Below are 19693 nucleotides of genomic sequence, written 5' to 3' on the forward strand. Positions count from 1 at the left end.
GAAAGCTCGCCGCTACTGTTTATCCTTGAAGAGATCAGAAAAGGTCAGCCGGTAGCCGACGGGGAGGAGCTGCAGATCGAAGCGGCGTTCGATCTCGCCCCAGAGGCCGCGCGGCAGATAGAGCGAGAAGAGCACCGCGGTCGCGCCGAGGCCGACTAGATACCAGACGCCCGCTCCGCCGAAGACGGTCTCGATGACGAAGAAGAGGATGGCGCCGAGGATCGCGCCCTCGAACTTGCCGATGCCGCCGACCAGCACCATGAAGATCATGTAGGCGGTCCACTGCACACTGAAATAGGTCTTGGGCTGGAAGGTGACTGCGGTTGCCAGCCACAATCCTCCGGCAACGGCGATGCCAAAGGCGGCAAGAACGAAGAGCAGCCGTTTCGTCGCCGCAACGCGGACGCCGACAGAGGTTGCCGCATCCTCATTGTCGCGGATCGCCTGCATCGCGGCCCCTGCCCGGCTCCGCATGAGGGCAAAGAGCGCACCCAGCAGGCCGACCATGGCCGCCAGCGCCAGCCAATAGATCGCCACGCGTCGCATGCCACTATCGTAGACGTTTAAGGAGATCAGCGAGGTTCCGGTTTCGCCCTGAATGAGCCGGTCAAGATTGACGAGCAGATGGGCAAGCTCGGCAAGCACCCACATGCCGATGGCAAATTCGCCGCCCTTCAGCCGCAGCATGAGCCACGAGAGCGGTAACGATATCGCGCCGGTGACGACTGCGGCGGCAAGCAGCGATACGAAGGGATCGAGCCCCGCATCCGCCAGTCGGATGGTGAAATAGGCGCCGAGTCCGAAGAAGACCTGCTGGCCGACCGAGACCAGACCGCCGAAGCCCGCCAGCGCGTTCCACATGGCCGCCAGGATCACATAGATGAAGAGGACCGTCATACGGTCTGTGACGCCGGCACTCGATACGCTGGGCACGGCGGCGAGAAGGCCGATTGCCACCATCATGGCAGCCAGGGTCATCCGCGAGGATGCGGTCCAGCGCTCGACGGAAATTCCAGGTGCGATCGTGCTCATGATGGGCTCCGAAGAAGCGCGCGAACTTTACCGAGGCTCAGGAAGCCGAACTGGTGCAGCCGCACGAAGAGAACGAGAAGGAAGGCGACGTGGCCGCCAATCAGGAAGCCCTGCGGATGGATCTGGGCACCGATCGATTGCGACAATCCGAGCACGATGCCACCAGCCAAGGTTCCCCAGAGCGAACCGGCGCCACCGATGACGGCGGCCTCGAAGGCAAACAGCAGCTGCGGCCCGCCCGAATAAGGGTTGAAGGTTGCCCGCATGGCAAGGAAAGCGCCGGCGATACCGACCGTGACCATGGTGATCGCCGTCGCAACGGCATTGACGCGGCGTGCATCGATGCCGACGAGGCCGGCGGTATCCGGATCCTCCGCCGTAGCGCGAATGGAGCGGCCGAGCGCGAAGCGGCTCAAGAAAAACTGCAGCCCGCCGATAATGACGATCGCCGTCACCATCATCAGCACGGCAAGCTTGCCAACGAAGACGTGGCCGGGCAATTGCCAGGACGCATAGGAGAGATTGCCGATGAAGGGCGCCAGCGAGCGCGTATCCGCCCCGAATTGCTCGAACAGCAGGTTATCGATGACGATTGACAGGCCGAAGGTCGTGAGGATCGGCAGCAACGCCCCTCCCCGTGCGCTGCGCTCCAGAACGAAGCGCTGCAGAAGCCAGCCGAGGACAGCCATGACAGGCAATACGATCAGCAGGCCGGCGAAGGGCGGAATGCCGAGTTTTGCGGCCAGCAGCCAGAGGCCATAGGCGGCGACGACCGCAAGACTGCCATGCGCAAGATTGATGATGCGCATGACGGAGAACATGAAGGACAGGCCGCAGGCGATAACGGCATAGTAGCCGCCAAGCAGGATGCCTTGAATAAGGGTGTTGGTCACGACACACTCCTCTCGGCTGTCGCCCGATGCAGGCCGAAATAGGCTCGGGTCACTTCCTCGCGTGTGACGCCATTTGCCGGCCTGTCGAGCACGATATTCCCCTCCAACATGCAGATGACGCGGCTTGCCACGCCCATGGCGCGCGCCAGATCCTGCTCGACAAGCACGATGGTCGTGCCCGACGACAGAAGCCCCTGCAACTGCTCGTAGACGCGGTCGACGACGAGCGGCGACAGGCCGAGAGAGACCTCGTCGAGCAGCAGGATATCGGGATTGCTCATCAGCGCCCGGCCGATTGCGGTTGCCTGTTGCTCGCCGCCCGACAGATGGCCGGTCTTGGCGTGCCGACGCGGCTTCAGGTTAGGAAACGCATCGAAGATCCGCTCGATCGTCCAGTCGCCCTTGCGGCCGGCGCTGGTGCCGAGCTGCAGATTTTCTTCGACGGTCATTTGCGAAAACAGTCGCCGTCCTTCCGGCACAAGCGCAATGCCCCTGGCGATGCGCTTGTGCGAGGGAATGGCCGTGACGTCTTCGCCATCGAGCAGGATCTGGCCAGCCGCCGGCAGATGCGCGCCGGCGATTGAACGCAGTAAGGTCGTCTTGCCGGCGCCATTGGCGCCGACCAACGCCAGCACCTCTCCCTTGGCGAGATCGAAGCTGATGCCGCGCACCGCCTGCAGCAGGCCATGGCGGACATCGAGATTGCGAATGGACAGAATGCTCATGCGGGCGCTCCTCCAAGATAGGCGCGCACCACTTCGGCATCGCTCATGACGGCCTTCGGATCGCCATCGGCGATGATCTTGCCGGCATCCATGCAGATCAGCCGTTCGACGACCTGCAGCAGGATATGGACGATATGCTCGATCCAGACGATGCCGATACCACGCCGCCGCAGCTCCAAAATGGTGCCGACAAGCTCGCTTGCTTCGCCATCCGTCAGCCCGCCGCCGATTTCGTCGAGCAGCAGCAGACGCGGGCCGGTGGCAAGCGCGCGCGCCAGCTCCAGCCGCTTGCGATCGAGAAGACCAAGTGTGTCCGCGCGACGATTGGCGACCCCGAGCATGCCGCACAGCCGCAGCGAATCGACGACGCGCTCGTAGGCTTCGTCGCGGCTCGATGTCTTGCCGTGCGAAGCAGCGACGAAGACATTCTCGAATGTCGTCATGCCGCTGAAAGGTTTCGGGATCTGATGCGTCCTGACGAGGCCGGACCGGCAGCGATCGGCCGCAGTCAAAGCGGTCACATTTCGGCCGTCGAAGGTAATGGTTCCGGCACTCAGCGGAAAGGCGCCAGCCAGCGCGCTTAACAGCGTCGTCTTGCCGGCTCCGTTCGGGCCGACGATGCCGACCGCATCGCCGTCTCCCATCGAGAAATCAAGATTTTCGAGGACCACAAGCGCCCCGAAGCGCTTGTGGATCCCCTTGGCCGACAGGAAATCCTGCCCTGGCCTATGTCGTTCCTGTCCCTGCACGATAGCCTTACCCATTGTAAGCGATGAGCTTGGCCGCGACGGGCACGTTCGGATCGGTGGCGTGCTCGGTCACGACATAGTCGAGCGCGAATTTCGAACCGGCCGGCGCCTTGACCCATTGCGTACCGATGATCGGGCCGGGCGAAACATTGGCGACGGGGCCGCTGGTGAAATCCACCTTGCCGGCGATCGTCGTCGTCTTCAGCGTGCTCAGCGCCTTGGCAAGGGCCTCCTTGCTCTTTGCATCCGAGGCAGCTTTCAAGGCGTCGAAACCGGCATCGAGCAGCGACAGGCTCGCGCCGAGCTGCTGCGTCCACTGTTTGCCGCTTGCTGCCTCGTAGCCATCGGCAAGCTCGGCCCCCGAAACACCTGTCAGCGTCGACTTGTAGGGGAAGGCCTTGTGCCAGTAGGCGGCGCTGGCGATGTTGACGCCGAGGTCGCCAAGCGCCTCGATGTCGGACGGGAAGAGCCCGGTCTTGGCGACCTGGCAGATCTTGATCTGCTGGATGAGACCCTGCTGGGCAGCCTGACGCCAGAAGGCGGCGAAATCCGGCGGAATCGGGAAGCTGTTGAAGATCTCGACGCCCTCCTGGCGGAAGAGCGCGATCTGCGAGGAGAAGTCGGTCGTGCCGGTCTCATAAGCGCCGGGATCGACGATGGTGAAGCCCGCCTTGGCGAGTGCCGGCGCCAGATTGGCGCGGATGGCATTGCCGTCGGCATCGTTCGGATACATCACCCCAACCTTCTTGTTGGTTTCGATCAGGTTCCATTGCGAGATATAGGTCTTCAGGAATTCACCGACGCCAAAGCCGAAATGATAGGTCCACTTGAACGGCGAGGGAGCACCGGGCTTGGCGCCGCGGCCGAAATACCAGGCTTCCCACGGCATGACCGTCGACAGGCACGGCACGCCGGCGGCCTCGCAAGCATCAGCGACCGGATTGATGGTTTCCGGCGTCGAGACGGCCAGCATCAGATCGACCGCCTGGTTGTTGATCAGATCCTTTGCCAGTTGACCGGCACGCGACGGATCGGACTGCGTATCGCGGTCGAGGATTTCGACCTTCCATGTCTTGCCGCCGGCCTGCAGCCCATTGGTCAGCGCCTTGCGCGCGAGATCGAGCACGTAGCCATCCGTCTCGCCGAAGCCGCCAAGCGGCCCGGTGCGCGGGCTGATGAAGCCGACCTTCAGCGTGTCGTCGGCGGCAAAGGCCTTGCGCCCACCGAAGGCCAATGCGGTCGTGCCCGCTGCGGCGGTGGTTATAAAATCGCGCCGCGTCAGTCCGGCGCCCAAAATCCGTCCCTTGAAACCAGTCATGCCATTTCCTCCCTCTTTGGCGGAGCCCTCTTAACTCCGCGTTCCCCTGTGTCTTGCCGATCCGCAGCAATTCAGATCGGGTAGTTCCGCCGGCCCGAAGCAAGCGTGATCCAGCGTAGTTCCGTGAATTCGTCGATCGCCGCCCGGCCGCCGAAGCGGCCGTAGCCGCTCGATTTGACGCCGCCGAACGGCATTTGCGGCTCGTCCGCGACGGTTGCCTCGTTGATATGACAGATGCCCGTCTCGATTCGCCTGGCGACGGCAAGCGCCCGATTGATGTCGCGGCTGAACACGGCCGACGACAATCCGTACTCATTGTCATTGGCAACAGTCACGGCTTCGTCGATGCTGTCGACGCGGATGATCGCCGCCAGTGGCCCGAAGCTTTCCTCGCGGTAGATGCGCATGGCCGGCGTGACGTGATCGATGACGGTCGCATCGATCAACGTGCCGCGAGCGTGACCGCCGCAGACGACGACCGCGCCCTTCTGCGAGGCATCCTCGACCAGCGCGCGGACACGGCGTGCGGCTTCGGCCGTAATCATCGTCCCGAGCGGCGTGTTGCCGTCGCGCGGATTGCCGGCAACGAGCGCCTCGGCCTTAGCCCTGAGTTTTTCGACGAATTCATCGGCGATCTCATCCATGAGGATGATCCGCTCGGTCGACATGCAGATCTGGCCCTGGTTCATGAAGGCGCCGAAGGCGGCTGCACGAACGGCCTCATCGATATCGGCATCCGCAAGCACGATGAAGGGTGCCTTGCCGCCAAGCTCGAGCAGGCAGCGCTTGAGATGGCGCGCCGATGCCTCGGCAATCAGGCGGCCGACGCGGGTCGAGCCGGTGAAATTGATCCGGCGCACGGCCGGATGCGCGATCAGGGCTTCGACGATGGCCGCGGCATCCTTCGGCGCATTGGTGACGACATTGACGACCCCGGCCGGAAATCCGGCTTCGCGCATGATTTCGCCGATCAGGCAATGGGTCTTGGGGCAAAGCTCGGACGCCTTGAGAATGACCGTGTTGCCGCAGGCAAGCGGCATTGCGATCGCGCGCACGCCGAGAATGATCGGCGCATTCCAGGGCGCGATCCCCAGGCAGACGCCGGCGGCCTGGCGAACCGCCATGGCGAGACTTCCGGCCTCGCTGGATGGAATGATTTCGCCGGCAACCTGTGTCGTCATGGCTCCGGTTTCGCGCAGTATATCGATAGCAAGATCGCAATTGATCCGCGCCCAGAGCGCGGTCGCCCCGGTTTCGCCAACCATCGCCTCGACGAAGTCTGCCGTTCGGGCCGCCAGAATATTGGCGGCCTTGTTCAGCAGCGCCCGTCGTTGACTGGGGCCTATTTCGGACCATGCGGGAAAAGCGGCCGCGGCGGCATTGGCAGCGCTGGTCGCATCGGCCAGAGAGGCGGCCGGTGCGATCGTCGCGACATCGCCCGTTGCCGGATCGATGCATTCGAATGTCGACGCATCCGACGCGTCGAGCGCTTCGTCATTGATCAGCAGTCTCGCTACGAACATGGCGATCATCCGCTCTCTGGCAGGTCAGGCCTACAGTCATCTGATTGGGAAAAGATGCACACGGGTTCGCGCGGCCGGGATGCAGCCTCGTCGAGCATATGTTTCGTATGGAGACCTCCTCCCAAAGGCTCATGAGAAGAGATTACGTGGTTGCCGAGAGCTTTGAATGTGATTTTCTGGGTTAATATTGCAATTATCTGGCAATTATGTCACGTTTTCATCATGCCAAACCAAGGAGGATGCGTTGGTTTCCGATAGCGGCATCCATCTTCATGCGCGGGGAGAATGGCGCGAGCCATCCCTGACGCACCGCACGATCCGCTTCCAGAAAGGTCTCTACGTCCCCTTCCATCACGTCTTCCTGTTGCAGGCGGGCAGAGCGACGCTTGTGCTCGAAGCCGAAGACCAGAGAACCCTGCAGGGACCGACCATGGCTTATCTGCCGCCGCAGGCGCGCAGCGAGCTGCACATGGCGGCCGGCGCGGCGGGATTCCTCGTTGGCGCCTCGCCACAGATCATGGTTGATGCGATTGGCGACCGGGCCGAATCCTACGCGCTCAGAATTTTCAGCGAACGCCCCTGGTTCATGACCGAACGCAACATCGGCGCCGTCAATGAGGTGCAGCCGCTTGTCGCCGGCTTCGTTCGCGAGCTTGGTGACCCCACGCGCGCGTCATGGATGGCGATTTCGGCCTATATGCGGCTGATCCTTTTGACCCTTTGGCGGGCCGGAGGCGCGGAGACTTCGGAACAGCGCGGACGCGGCGGCAGTGCGTCGATCCTGCAACGATATCGGCAGCTGGTGGAAGCCTGGTTCCGGCAGCATCGGCCGATCACGGATTATGCGCGTGAACTTGGTGTTACCACCGACCGCCTGCACGCCATTTGCCAAAGCGCACTCGGGCGCTCCCCTGTGCAGTTGCTGCATGAACGGGTGGTACAGGAGGCGAAATTGCGACTGGAACGCTCGGCCCGTACCGTTCAGGAAATTTCCGACGGGCTCGGCTTTCGCGACCCCACCTATTTCAGCCACTTCTTCAAGAAGAAGACCGGCTTCTCACCGGCTGCCTATCGCGACGTTGCCCGTAGTAGCGAGGTCGCGGAAAGCACGCTTTCGTCGGACTATGCCGATTGGCCGTAATTTCGAGCGGGCAGGCTTTGCAGCTCAAACATCGGTAGGCTTGGATGCGGCCAACATCAAGGCATCCAGCGCCACTGCACCTTCGCCGTCGGGATAGATCACGACAGGATTGAGGTCTATTTCCCGGATCGCCGGCTCGGCCAGCAGCAGCTGGCCGAGCGCGGCGATGATGCGGGCGGCGGCATTCACGTCGAGCGGCGGCGAGCCGCGGAAACCGCGCAGCAGAGGCGCATTCTTCAGCCGGTGTAGCTCGCGGATGATAGCGTCATCGGGCAGATCGGGCGTCAGAATGCGGACGTCCCCAAGAATCTCCGCCGTAATGCCGCCGAAGCCTGCGAGGATCACAGGTCCCCAGTCAGGGTCGTTGCGCGCGCCGATGATCAGCTCGATGCCGCGTTTGCCCATGGCTTCGATCAGCACACCGTCGAGGGTCAGGCCTGGGCGGTGGCCCGCGATATTGGCATGCAGCTTGCCCCAGCCCTGCCGGAGGCTGGCTGCGTCCACCAATCCAATGACGACGCCACCCGCGTCGCTCTTGTGGCTGAGATCGGGCGATTGCGCCTTCAGCACCACCGGATACCCGATCGCGCCCGCCGCAGTGAGAGCTTGTTCGAGGGTTGTTGCCAGGCGGCCTTCAGGAAAGGGAATTCCAAGAGGCGCCAGGATTTGCTTGGCCTGATATTCGGGAATGACACCTCCTTGCGAGGGGAGGCCGGCAATCGCGACCGGAGCTGCGGTGCAGGTGGCAATGTCGCGAGCCGCGAACGCATCAATGCGCTTCAGCGCGCGGAAGGCCCGTTCGGTGGATGGGAAATAGACGATGCCGAGCGCCCGCAACTGCGCGATATAGTTCGCGGGGATGGGGGCACCCTCATCAAGCCCGGCAAAGATCAGCGGCTTTGCCGGTTTGCGTTCTCGCACGGCTTTCAGGATCGGCGGCAGTTTGATGGCTAAGGTGACAGGGTCGGTCTGGATGATGCAGGCGACAATGCTGGCGAAACGGGTATCGTCGAAGAGGGCGGTAAGCGTTCTGTCGTAAAGGTCCGGCTCCACGAGGCCCTGTGCCGTCAGATCCAGCGGATTGCTGACGCCGACGAAAGGCGGCAGAACAGCGCGCAGCGCTGGCGCCGTCTCATCGTTAATCGCAGGAAGATCGAGCCCAAGCTCCTCACACAGGTCGAGTGTCAACGCCTTGAACGCGCCGGATTCGCCAAGCACTGCGGGGCCTCCAGCCGGAAGGGCCGGGCATCGCAGGGCGATCTCGGCGATGTCACCAAGTTCCTCGAGCGTTTCAGCCAGGATAACGCCAGCACGGGTGACCTTGGCGCGCATGACCTGATAGTCACCGGCCATGGCGCCGGTGTGGGTTGCGGCAGATTCACGCGCCGAGCTGCTCCGGCCGGGATGAAGAAGGACGATCCGCTTTCCCCTCGCATATGCCTTGCGCGCTGCGGCAAGGAAACGGGCGGGCTTACGGAATTGTTCGACGATCATCGCGATGACCCGCGTGGAGGCATCCTCCACCAGAAATTCCACATAGTCCTCGACACCGCTTGCAGCTTCGTTGCCGGTGGAGACGGAATAGGAGAGGCCCAGATCGCGGCTGGCGAAGGTCACGCCGAGGACGGCGGCCATGGCGCCGCTCTGCGACACGATCGCGATACCCGGCCGATCGCCCAGTGCCTCTGAAGCGGTTTCGATAAAGGTCAGGGGGATGCGGTCAACATGGTTGATCATGCCGAGGCAATTCGGCCCCTCGATCACCATTCCGACTTCTGCCGCTATGCGGGTGATCTCGCGTTGTTCGGCCAATCCTTCCTCACCGCCCTCGGCAAAGCCCGCCGAAAAGATGACGGCGGCACCAACGCGGCGGCGGGCAAGCGCCTCGATAGAGGAAAGCACGGCTGCGCGCGGAACGGCAAGAACTGCCGCATCCACCCCATCCGGCAGGTCATCGATCGAAGCGAGGCAGGGCCGGTCGCCGATTTCGGTCCGTTTGGGGTTGATCAGATGAATGGCACCGGCATAGCCGCTGCGGTCGAGGTTGGAAAGCACCGAAGCGCCAAGTGCGCCGGGCTTGTCGGAGGCGCCGACGATCGCCACCGATCTCGGGCGCAGCAGCCGTTCCATCGAACCGCTGGGAAGAGCCGATGGGCGCGCGCTAGTGGTTTCGACCGTCATGTTAGGGCGCTCCTCAGGCCTGGTGCTTGGATCTGTCATAGGCACCAAGACCGGGCTTGTATGTCTTGTCGTCGATGAACTGCTTGATACCTTCCTTGCGTCCTTCGTTATCATAGCTGTTGGCCGCTTCCTGGGCGCGGACGAGGTAATCCTCGGCATTGTCGTAGGTCATCTCCCGCACGCGGCGAATGGCATCCTTGGTGGCCTTGAGCGCGACGGGGTTCTTTTGCAGCAGGATGTTGGCGACATCGGTCACGCGCTCCTTCAACTGCGCAAGCGGCAAGGACTCGTTGACGAAGCCCCATTCGGCCGCCTTTCTGCCGTCGATGTTCTCGCCGGTCAGCGCGTGGTACATCGCGTTGCGGAAGGATGTGAGTTCACTCGCCACCTTGGCGGCGCCACCGCCGGGCAGGATGCCCCAGTTGATTTCGCTCAGTCCGAATTTGGCTTCATCGGCGGCAAATGCGAGGTCGCAGGCAAAAAGAGGTCCGTAACCGCCGCCGAAGCACCAGCCGTTCACCATGGCGATGGTCGGTTTCTGATACCAGCGCAACCGGCGCCACCAGCCGTAGCTCTCACGCTGCGCCTTTCGCGTACCCTGTAGACCGTGAGCCTCGGTCTCGCGGAAATATTCCTTGAGATCCATGCCCGCGGACCAGGCTGTGCCCTCACCGGACAGAACCAGTACGCCGACATCGGCCCGAAACTCGAGTTCGTCCAGAACCTCCATCATGCGCCGGTTAAGCGTGGGGCTCATCGCGTTGCGTTTTTCCGGGCGGTTGAAGCTGACCCAGGCGATGCCGGCTTCAACGGTAAAGGCGACGGTATCTTTTTCGGGATGCTCGGTTGTCATGATGGTGTCCTTCTTGCCGCTAGGGCCTGCACATCAAAGGGAGCGGGCCGCAAGGAGGCGACCCGCATCGAATACGGTAGGCCGCACCGGGCCGTTTGGCCGCAGTGCAAGCGAAATGAAATTCCCTCTCATCTCCGCCGGCGCGAATGCGCGGCTAATGATGGGCGGGGCGAGCTGTTGCGTCGCTGATCAACGGATCACGGCGCTCCTGCTTATATTCTTCAAAAGAAAATTCCTCCAATACCGGCATCTGATCTCCTCGCCGACAATGTTATGTCTCATAGTATTGTTTGATTGTTATGTGCAATAGCATTATAGGTGAATTATGGATATCGACGCCCGCACATCAAAATTGAGCGACCCGCTCGAGGCTTTGCTTGGCTATCAGCTGAGGAGGGCATCCAACGTGATGATGGCCGACCTGGGCTCAAGGCTTCAGGCAATCGAACTCAGGCCGGTCGAAGCTTCCATTCTGACGCTGATCGATGCCAATCCCGGCTGTACCCAGAGCGATCTCGGCCGTAGCCTCGGCATCCAGCGTGCCAACATGGTTCCCCTGATGGTCGGGTTGACCAAGGCCGGGCTTGTCGACCGGGCTCCCGTCGGCGGCCGATCGCAGGCTCTTCGCCTGACCAGGACCGGCATGGCGAGACTGGAGGCGGTGCATGCCATCATTGAGGCACACGAGGCGCGGTTTCGGCGTCTTTTCGCACCCGAGCTGCGGGAGGCAGCGTTGGAAGTCCTGCGAAGCATCCGGCAAGAAGGCGAAGGCGTCTCGCGTCAGGATGATCAGGAACTGCCTGATGGTACTTAATCGGCTGGAGCCATGACAAATGGCCGTCACTGCGCTGCTCGGCTTATTCTGCTGCGGCAAGCTCACCGCGATAGCCGGTGTCGATGACGATCCGTCCGCCGCAGGCGCGCGAAACGCAGGCGCACATGCGTGAATTTTCCTGCCGCTCGGCTTCGGAAAAGAAGACATCTCTGTGGTCGATGACGCCATCCGCTTCCACGATGTTGACGGCACAGAGCCCACATTCTCCGCGGCGGCAATCGAAAACCATGCCGACGCCTGCCTCCAACAATACGTCGAGCATGGATTGATCGGCCCGGACCCGAACACGAGTACCGAGCTCCGCGACTTCGACATCGAAGGCCTGCTCTGCAAAGCGACCATTATCGCCGAAGACCTCGTAGCGCAGCCGGCTCATGGAGCGGCCGCCTCTCTGCCAAGCCTGCCGCGCCGCTTCCAGGAGGCCGAGCGGGCCGCAGATATAGGCCTCGCCATCCGGCGGCAGGGCTGCGAATTCGGCATCGAGATCCAGTGTTTCGCCGTCATCCTGAGCAAAAACCTGTAGCCGCTCGTCAAGCAGCGCGGCTAGCTCGTCGAGGAAGGCCATCTGCTGACGGCTCTTCGCGGCATAGGCTAGCCGGAGTGTTTTCCCCCGAGAGGCGAGTGCTTTCGCCATGCCATAGATCGGGGTAATCCCGATGCCACCGGCAATCAGGAGATAGCGGGAGGCGCGCCAGGAAAGCTCGAAGCGGTTTTCGGGTTCGGTCAGTTCCGTGTCATCACCCGGCTGCAGCTGCCAGATGAACGCCGAACCGCCACGGCTGTTCGGGTGAAGCTTTGCGGCTATGGAGAGCGTGCCCGGCTGTCCGGGTATGACGGTATAGGTGCGGATTGCCGGTTCGCCGTTGATCTGCACCTTGATATTGGTGTGCGAGCCGGGATCGAAACCAACAGATAAGCCTTCGACGGCAAAGGTTACCGCCCGCACATCCTCGGCGATCGTCCGCGTGTCAATGACCCGCGCCTTGCGCCATTCCAGTCTGGACCGCATGTTTTCCTCCCCTTGGTGAATCTCTATAGTCTGCCGGCCGTCCGCCGCACGGGCCTGCTCCGCACGGGCCCATTTCTGCTTCAGCCGGACATCAAAGCCAGTGCCAGCACTTTGCTGCGCAGGTCCGGCTGTTCTTCCGTGACGAAATCCAGGTTCTGACGCGCCAGTCGTGCATGTTCGCGCGCCAACGCTTCGGCGCGCGCGCCTTCGCGCAGTTCGATTGCGGAAATGATCGCCCTGTGCTGCGTCTGTGCGACCACCAGCGTACGTTGAAAGGCCGGCACGTCCGCCTCCGTGTTGACGAAGGCATTGGGGCTGGCAAATGGCAGGCCGGTGATCCGCTCGATCTCCCGGCTCAGGACTTCGCTGCCGCTCAGGGCCGCGAGCTGACGGTGGAAGTGCTCGTTCAGCATTTCATAGAGCCCGAAATCCATCGCGCCCGGCCCGGCCTCGACCACGCGGTCGAGACTTGCGACCACGTCGGAAATTGCCTTCAGCTTTACCGGCGGCACGCCGCGTTCAGCCGCCAGCCGGGCGGCGGTGCCCTCGAGAACGCCGCGAAGTTCTATGGCGTCGATCACGTCCTGGCGACTGAAGCTGCGGACCGCATAGCCGCCCGAGGGGATCATGACGACAAGCCCCTCCTGTTCCAGCCTCTGCAGGGCCGCACGCAAGGGCGTGCGGGATACATTGAGCCGGGCGGCGAGCGCCACCTCCGAGAGCCGCTCCCCAGGCAGCACCTCGCCTTTGAGCACGAGATCACGAAGACCGGTCAGGGCCTTTGCCGTCTGCTGTTTCGGCGCGTTGTCCCGCTCTGTCGCCATTTCCTACTCCGCCGCCATTGCGGCGGCCTTTCGCTCTGGGTCGATTTCCTTGTCGATCATCCGGTCGATAAGCTTGCGAGCCCACATCGTGCCGGCATCGATATTGAGATTATAGAATTGATGATCGGGATTGGCTTCGATCGCGATCTGCTGTGCTTGAAGCACCGCCTCATCCTCGCGGAAAACACCGGCGACGCCCTCGCGCAGCTCATGCGTACGGGCCTGGTTATGCAGGTCGTAGTTCCGGGCGAAAGCCCAGAAGTACAGACAGGTGTTCTCCGTCGATGGCGTGATCGTGTTCAGGACGTAGCCGTTCACGCCCTGCGAGCGGTCTCCCTGCTGCGCGCCGGTTCCGGCTGCCGCGACACCGACATCGATGGTGACCGTGCAGGGAGCCTCGAAGCGGATGATCTGCCAACGGTCCACCTTGCCCGGTTTGCCATATTGCTTGCGCCAGAAGGGCGGCGGGTCGATATCATGCATCCATCTGGTTACATAGGCGAAGTGATCGGAATGGTTGGCTTCGAAGGGAGATTCGGCCACGGCACGGTCGCCGATCGACGAGCCGTGTACGAAGGTTTCGTGGGTGAGATCCATCAGATTGTCGACGACCAGGCGATAGTCGCATTTCACCTCGATCAGCTTGCCGTCAGCGGCCCAATTGGGATCGTCGTTCCAATGCATGTCAGGGATGAGCGCCGGGTCGGCAAGTGCCGGCTCGCCCGGCCAGATCCAGACGAAGCGATGCTTCTCGGCCACCGGATAGGATTTGACACAGGCCGATGGATTAATGGTGTCCTGTGACGGCATGTATACACAACGGCCGGTCTCGTCATATTCGAGACCGTGATAGCCGCACACGACGTTGTCGCCATCGAGCCGACCGAACGAGAGCGGCACCAGCCGGTGCCAACAGGCATCCGCCAAGGCTGTGGGCGTGCCATTTTCCTTGCGATACAGCACGATCGGCTTGTTGCAGACGGTGCGTGGCAACAGCGCGCGCTTCAGCTCCACGTCATAGGCCGCAGCATACCAGGCATTCAGGGGAAAGGTTGGTCGCTTCATCTCATCCGTCCTCCTCAGATGGATTAGGAGCGCATGCTGTATACATTTTGTCAAGGAAGAGCGGCATAAATTCGAAAATATGGCGGTTGAAGCGGAATTTTCCTGATCGCTGTATACAGCCATCTCAATTCACAAGGCCAAGTTTTTTCAACCTGTATTCCAGTTTGGCGCGGGTAAGGCCAAGGCTGCGGGCGGTGGCCGAGACATTGCCGGCGGCGGCCCGCAACGCTTCCCGGTAAAGAGCGCTCTCGGCGGCGACTAGATCGCCGGGCGAGGCGATGGTGCCCGAATGCGGGACGGGGAGGGGCGTGTCCTTCGGCGTTATCCGCCCGTCTCGACGTAACGTCTGCGGAAACGTCGGCGAGGATTCGCCGCTGGTGAAGAGATGCTGGATATCGATCAGGCCTCCGGGCTCGGCAAAGATCACGCCGCGTTCGATCAGGTTCTGCAGTTCTCGGATATTGCCGGGGAAGTCATAGGCCAGCAGGGCATCGATCGCTCGTCGCGACAGGCCGATGACATCGCGGCGGTGACGTTCGCGGAAGGTACGCAGGAAATGATCGACCAGCATTGGAATATCGTCGCGCCTGTCGCGCAATGGAGGGATGACGATGGGGAAAACGCAGAGGCGGAAATAGAGATCCTGCCGAAAACGCCCGGCGCGCACTTCGCCTTCAAGGCTGACGTTGGATGCAGCCACCACCCGCACGTCGGCCGGAATGGTGCGGATGCCACCGACCCTCTCGATCTGCCGCTCCTGAATGGCGCGGAGCAGCTTTCCCTGAGCCGCGTAGGCGAGCGAGGCAATCTCGTCGAGGAATATGGTGCCCCCTGCAGCCCGCTCGAAATATCCCGGCCGGGACGCGACAGCGCCGGTAAAGGCTCCCTTTTCGACGCCGAAGAGCTCGGATTCTACCAGGTTTTCGGGGATTGCGGCGCAGTTGATCGGCACGAACGGGCCACCGGCCCGGCCGCTCAGCCGATGGAGCTGCTGCGAGAACAGCTCCTTGCCGACACCGGATTCGCCGATCAGCAGCACGGTAGCTTCGGTGTCGGCAACCTTTTCCACCATCAGCCGGGCGCGCAGGAAGCTTGCCGACACGCCGATGACCTGGCTGGAGCCGGTGACATCGGACGGACCGGCCTCTGCCGACGGTTCAGTTGGCTGCGATGCCGGCTCGGCGTTCCGGCGAGCGTTGCGGCGGGACCTTGGCCATTCAAGTCCGAGGTAGGCGCGCTCCGGCGCGTCGTCGCCCCACTCCTCGGCATTCTGGCCGATGACCTTGCAATGGGATGCACCCATTCCGGCGCACTCGACCTCGCGAAAGATGACGGGGCGTCCGAAGAGCGTGCTGGTGTAGCCACTGGGATAGCCGGTCTGCATCCAGCAGACCGGCGCGCTGGCAAGACCATGATGGGCGATGTGTTCGGCAGCCTCGGAAGAATCGTGCCAGTCGAACTCGCCGAAGTAGGTGCCCCGAGGGCTGTCGAATTCGAAATGCCGGGTGGTGACCTTGACGAAGCCCTCGAGGGTGTGGACCCGCGGCCCGGCCGCCAGCGCATGGGTCAGGTCCTCGTTCGGAAACCGCTTTTGGATCAACTCCGCATCGCGCACGCCCTGCATATAGCCGACCCGCATGAACATGGCCGTGGCGGTTTCGACCCCGAAGGCTTCGATGATCTCCTGCCTGAGCCGGCCCAGAACCTTAGACTGCATCAACACCATGCGTTGATCGTTCAACCAGATGCGGCCGTCCCCGAGCGCGAAGTGAAGCGCCTCGGTCAATTCGGTCAGTGTCGGGGATGCGCCGGTGTCGAGCTCGCTGTATGCGCCGCGCGACAGCATCTTGCCGGTCTGTTTGGATGCATCGGCCAGGGAGATCAGGTGCGGCGGGACTGTGCGCTTTGGCATGACCATCTTTCATGGAATTCTGAAAATAATGAAATTATTTATCATTTAATGAATTTCGGCAAGCTGCTTTCCGAGGCGGTTTTGATCTTCCGATCCCCAGAAAATCAAGTTGGTGGAGGCGTTTATCTGCCGCCACCATCATCCTGCTGAGCAAAAATGAAAACTGGCACGCGCCTTGCTGCGGAGGAAGTGACCGCTTGAGGAGCAGCGGCCGGGAGGATTGCAGCATTGACCATAGCTGACATCGGTCGAACTGTACGGACCGTGCAATGGTGAAGCGATGCCTTTCTCCCATGACAAGAGGATCTGAGGAGGCCCACAGCATGAACATCCAGACCCATAGCTTCATCGATGCCGAGCGCTGGACCGGCCGCGCCTTCTTCGGCGGCTGGGATCGGACCGAAACGGGGACGATCAATGTCACTGATCCCGCCAGCGGAACGGTTCTCACTTCCGTCGGGCTTGGTGGGCCAGCAGATATCGCTCGCGCCGCTGCCAAGGCTCGCGCTGCCCAGAAAGCCTGGGCGAAAATGCTCGGTAGCGAGCGTGCGCGTATCCTCAACAAGGCCGCGGACTTGCTAGAGGCAAATGGTGAGGAACTTGCCCAATGGATCATGAAGGAGTCCGGCTCGATCCGTCAGAAGGCGATGATCGAGATCGAGCACGGAGTGCTTTTCATTCGCCATGCGGCAACACTCGCCACGGCTCCCTCCGGCATGTTCCTTCCCGGCATGGATGATCGTCAAAACTATGCCCGGCGGGTGCCGCATGGCGTCGTCGGCGTCATCTCGCCGTTCAATTTTCCGCTCGTCCTTTCGGTTCGCTCCATTGCCGCGGCGCTGGCAGTCGGCAATGCGGTGGTGCACAAGCCCGATCCGCGCACGCCGATCTCCGGCGGTATCATCATCGCGCGTATTTTCGAGGAGGCGGGCTTGCCGGCAGGCATTCTGCATATCGTGCCCGGCGGCATAGATGCCGGCGAAGCCCTCTGCAGTGATCCGAACGTGGCGATGATCTCGTTTACCGGCTCTGCACGCGGCGGCGCCAAGGTTGGCGAGATCGCCGGCAGGAACCTGAAGCGTGTTCAGCTCGAACTTGGCGGCAAGAACGCACTGATCATTCTTGATGATGCCGATCCCGACATCGCCACCTCCAATGCCGCGTGGGGGGCCTTCCTTCACCAGGGTCAGATCTGCATGGCAACCGGCCTGGTTCTTATCGACGAGAAGATCGAACAGGCGGTGACCAAGCGTCTGGTCGCAAAGGCTGCGCATCTGCCGGTTGGCGATCCCTCGATCGACCAGGTGGCGCTCGGGCCGATCATTTCGGATGCCCAGGTGATGGCGATCCAGGCGGTCGTCGACGACGCCGTCACAAAGGGCGCCCAACTGCTCACCGGTGGCCGCAGCAAAGGGCGATTCTATCTGGCAACCGTTCTCTCCGGCGTGAAGCCCGGCATGCTCGCCTTCGAGGCGGAGATCTTCGGTCCTGTCGCCTGCATCGTCTCTTTCCGCAGCGACGAAGAGGCGATCGCGCTTGCCAATCGATCCGACTACGGCCTCGCCGCCGGGGTCATTTCCGCCGACGTCGGCCGGGCGATGGCAGTCGGACAAGAGCTTGAGGTTGGCCAACTGCACATCAACGACCAGACGGTCAATGGTGGGCCATATGCCCCGTTCGGCGGATGCGGCAAATCGGGTAACGGCACGCGGGTAGGCGGCCCGGCGGATATCGAGGAATTCACGCAGTGGCAGTGGGTTTCGGTCAAAAACGCCGCAACGCCTTATCCGTTCTGATCTGCCTGCTTTCTTACTCATTTTCCCGATCCAGCCGGGACTGCCTCGCAGCACGTGGCTCGATGGCTTTTAGAAAAAGGATGTCTCCTATGAACCTTCACGGAAAAACAATCGTCGTCACCGGCGCGTCCTCCGGCATTGGCGGCGAAGTCGCCCGCCTGGCGCGCTTTCATGGCGCACATGTTATCGGCCTTGATCGGAACGATCCGATGCTGACGCTTGATGGCTTCATCAAGGCCGACCTGAGTGATCCCTCCGCAATCGACATCGCTGTGCGCTCACTGCCCGGGCAGGTCGATGCGCTGATCAATGCGGCCGGCGTGCCCGGAACCGCCGATCCGGGTCTCGTTGCGAACGTCAATTACCTCGGGCTTCGCCACCTCACCGAAGCGCTGGTGACGCGGATGCCAAAGGGGGCATCGATCGTCAACTTCGCCTCCATTCTTGCCGCCGAATGGCCCAAACGTTTCGAGGCTCATCATGCACTCGCCGCGACGGAGAGTTTCGCCAAGGGACTGGCTTGGCTAAACGACAACCCGGTCGCGCAAGAGACCTGCTATCAGTATTTCAAGGAGGCGCTGATTGTCTGGACGCGCGTGCGTAGCTCGGACCTGTTCATGCGGCATGACATCCGCATGAATTCGGTGGCACCAGGGCCGGTCTTCACGCCGATCCTTGGCGATTTCGTCGCCATGCTGGGCGAAGAACGGGTGCAGCGAGACGCGGGCCTGATGAAGCGCCCCGCATTTGCCGACGAGATTGCCGGACCAACCCTATTTCTCTGCTCGGATGCCGCTCGCTGGGTGGTCGGCGTCAACCTGGCAGTCGATGGCGGCCTGGCCGCGACTGCTCTCTGATCAACCAAAGTCTTTGGTTCTTGGTCGCCTATCCGACGTCATCGACCTTGCCATAGGCGATGAGCTGCGAAAGCTCATGCCCGGCATGAGGACCCGCGTGTTTCGGCCTTAAAATATGGCACTCACTTTTCCTTGGTAAAAATTGACTCGGTCGTTCCCGGTTGGTTTCCCGAGCGCGGCAACCGGTGTCGAATGCTGACGGCGCCAGAGCGGTGCAACTCAGGCGGTCTGGCGAGCAAGCCAAGAACTGAATGCAGTTATTCGACGATCGGATAGCCGTCGCCCCGCACTTCGAAGTTCTTCCAAGGCGACAGGTTCAAAAAATCTTAGTCCGATCAAAAATGGACGGCGACAGTTAATGTGGATGGTCTTAGCGTCTCGGCAATTGACGGATCACGACGGCGAAAGCCAGTAGGGCGATTCGGTCCGCCCCATCTTTCAGTGTCGAAGGAATTTGTAACATGGCTGCCATTCACCCTGTCAATCGACCTGCACTGACCCTCTGCAGACGGGCTGCCGTTGCCCGCGGGTCGCAGAACAGTGCGATTGCGATTGAGTGCGTCATGCGACAGGCCCGAAACGACAAGGACAATGGTCAAAACGTCCTGAGAGTGATGGTACTCCGACATTCGCCAGCGGATCGAACAACGGCGACACGGAGACCTCGTTCACTGCTGATCCTTGCTTCGACGACGCCGTTGTCTCCCTTGGAAAGGACGCAACCTGCGTCGGCAACCGATACAATAAGCCCTACTTACAGATCATTGGCTAGGACGGCTACATCCAACAAAGGATTTGGCCTGCTCAGTCCCCGATGGTTGGCGGATCGCGGTTCAGTGCCACCCATGCATCCGGGCGAATTGGCGTGCCGATGAGTTCTTTCTAATATTTCCAGGTTTTCCTAGTATTATAAGTTGATTTCTAGCGCGTATTGGTAGTTAACATCACGTACATTCTCTGTTTGGTTGAATATTATTGTT

General features: G+C 61.7%; 16 protein-coding genes. 4 read left to right on the forward strand and 12 right to left on the reverse strand.

Annotation, left to right across the window (positions count from 1 at the left end; translation table 11 throughout):
* Window positions 1–12: 12 nt before the first annotated feature.
* The 6 genes from GA0061103_RS16330 to GA0061103_RS16355 all read right to left on the reverse strand — a co-directional run bounded on the left by GA0061103_RS16330 (window position 13) and on the right by GA0061103_RS16355 (window position 6240).
* Window positions 13–1032: a branched-chain amino acid ABC transporter permease gene (locus tag GA0061103_RS16330; protein WP_092712882.1), complete on the reverse strand. Its 1020-nt coding sequence runs from the start codon at window positions 1030–1032 to the stop codon at window positions 13–15.
* Window positions 1029–1925: a branched-chain amino acid ABC transporter permease gene (locus GA0061103_RS16335; protein WP_092712884.1), complete on the reverse strand. Its 897-nt coding sequence runs from the start codon at window positions 1923–1925 to the stop codon at window positions 1029–1031. The genes GA0061103_RS16330 and GA0061103_RS16335 overlap by 4 nt, the downstream gene beginning before the upstream one ends.
* Window positions 1922–2650, reverse strand: coding sequence for an ABC transporter ATP-binding protein (locus tag GA0061103_RS16340; protein ID WP_092712886.1), 729 nt, complete (start codon window positions 2648–2650; stop codon window positions 1922–1924). The genes GA0061103_RS16335 and GA0061103_RS16340 overlap by 4 nt, the downstream gene beginning before the upstream one ends.
* Window positions 2647–3414 (reverse strand): ABC transporter ATP-binding protein, encoded by a 768-nt coding sequence (locus tag GA0061103_RS16345; RefSeq protein WP_092712888.1) that lies wholly within the window; start codon window positions 3412–3414, stop codon window positions 2647–2649. The genes GA0061103_RS16340 and GA0061103_RS16345 overlap by 4 nt, the downstream gene beginning before the upstream one ends.
* Window positions 3407–4717 (reverse strand): ABC transporter substrate-binding protein, encoded by a 1311-nt coding sequence (locus tag GA0061103_RS16350; protein ID WP_092712890.1) that lies wholly within the window; start codon window positions 4715–4717, stop codon window positions 3407–3409. Before GA0061103_RS16350 ends, GA0061103_RS16345 begins: the two co-directional genes overlap by 8 nt.
* 71 nt (window positions 4718–4788) lie before the next feature.
* A complete protein-coding gene (locus GA0061103_RS16355; protein ID WP_092714297.1) occupies window positions 4789–6240 on the reverse strand; it encodes an aldehyde dehydrogenase in 1452 nt (483 codons plus the stop codon).
* A gap of 244 nt (window positions 6241–6484) precedes the next feature.
* Between GA0061103_RS16355 and GA0061103_RS16360 the strand changes: the two genes are divergently transcribed.
* Complete coding sequence (locus GA0061103_RS16360; RefSeq protein ID WP_092712892.1) at window positions 6485–7381, forward strand: helix-turn-helix transcriptional regulator; 897 nt, start codon at window positions 6485–6487, stop codon at window positions 7379–7381.
* 24 nt (window positions 7382–7405) lie between these two features.
* Here GA0061103_RS16360 and GA0061103_RS16365 read toward each other — a convergent pair whose 3' ends face one another.
* Together GA0061103_RS16365 and GA0061103_RS16370 are read right to left on the reverse strand one after the other, a co-directional pair.
* On the reverse strand, window positions 7406–9562 hold the full coding sequence (locus GA0061103_RS16365; RefSeq protein ID WP_092712894.1) for an acetate--CoA ligase family protein: 2157 nt from the start codon (window positions 9560–9562) through the stop codon (window positions 7406–7408).
* Window positions 9563–9575: 13 nt separating this feature from the next.
* Complete coding sequence (locus GA0061103_RS16370; RefSeq protein WP_092712896.1) at window positions 9576–10415, reverse strand: p-hydroxycinnamoyl CoA hydratase/lyase; 840 nt, start codon at window positions 10413–10415, stop codon at window positions 9576–9578.
* Between the two features lie 409 nt (window positions 10416–10824).
* Between GA0061103_RS16370 and GA0061103_RS16380 the strand changes: the two genes are divergently transcribed.
* Window positions 10825–11229, forward strand: coding sequence for a MarR family winged helix-turn-helix transcriptional regulator (locus GA0061103_RS16380; RefSeq protein ID WP_245304766.1), 405 nt, complete (start codon window positions 10825–10827; stop codon window positions 11227–11229).
* 43 nt (window positions 11230–11272) lie between these two features.
* On the opposite strand, the gene GA0061103_RS16385 is transcribed toward GA0061103_RS16380, so the two are convergent.
* The 4 genes from GA0061103_RS16385 to GA0061103_RS16400 form a co-directional block, all read right to left on the reverse strand.
* Window positions 11273–12259: a PDR/VanB family oxidoreductase gene (locus GA0061103_RS16385; RefSeq protein ID WP_092712902.1), complete on the reverse strand. Its 987-nt coding sequence runs from the start codon at window positions 12257–12259 to the stop codon at window positions 11273–11275.
* 80 nt (window positions 12260–12339) lie between these two features.
* Window positions 12340–13083 carry a GntR family transcriptional regulator gene (locus tag GA0061103_RS16390; RefSeq protein WP_092712904.1) on the reverse strand — a complete coding sequence of 248 codons (744 nt, stop codon included), beginning with the start codon at window positions 13081–13083 and terminating at the stop codon, window positions 12340–12342.
* Between the two features lie 3 nt (window positions 13084–13086).
* Window positions 13087–14148 (reverse strand): aromatic ring-hydroxylating dioxygenase subunit alpha, encoded by a 1062-nt coding sequence (locus GA0061103_RS16395; protein WP_092712906.1) that lies wholly within the window; start codon window positions 14146–14148, stop codon window positions 13087–13089.
* Window positions 14149–14272: 124 nt separating this feature from the next.
* The gene (locus tag GA0061103_RS16400; protein WP_092714299.1) at window positions 14273–16060 is read right to left on the reverse strand and encodes a sigma-54-dependent Fis family transcriptional regulator; all 1788 of its coding nucleotides are present in this window, start codon (window positions 16058–16060) and stop codon (window positions 14273–14275) included.
* Between the two features lie 323 nt (window positions 16061–16383).
* On the opposite strand from GA0061103_RS16400, the gene GA0061103_RS16405 reads away from it, so the two are divergent.
* Window positions 16384–17856 (forward strand): benzaldehyde dehydrogenase, encoded by a 1473-nt coding sequence (locus GA0061103_RS16405; protein WP_092712908.1) that lies wholly within the window; start codon window positions 16384–16386, stop codon window positions 17854–17856.
* 89 nt (window positions 17857–17945) lie between these two features.
* Window positions 17946–18713, forward strand: coding sequence for a coniferyl-alcohol dehydrogenase (locus GA0061103_RS16410; RefSeq protein ID WP_092712910.1), 768 nt, complete (start codon window positions 17946–17948; stop codon window positions 18711–18713).
* Window positions 18714–19693 lie beyond the last annotated feature (980 nt).

It is taken from the genome of Martinezella multihospitum (assembly GCF_900094585.1).
Lineage (GTDB): Bacteria > Pseudomonadota > Alphaproteobacteria > Rhizobiales > Rhizobiaceae > Rhizobium > Rhizobium multihospitium.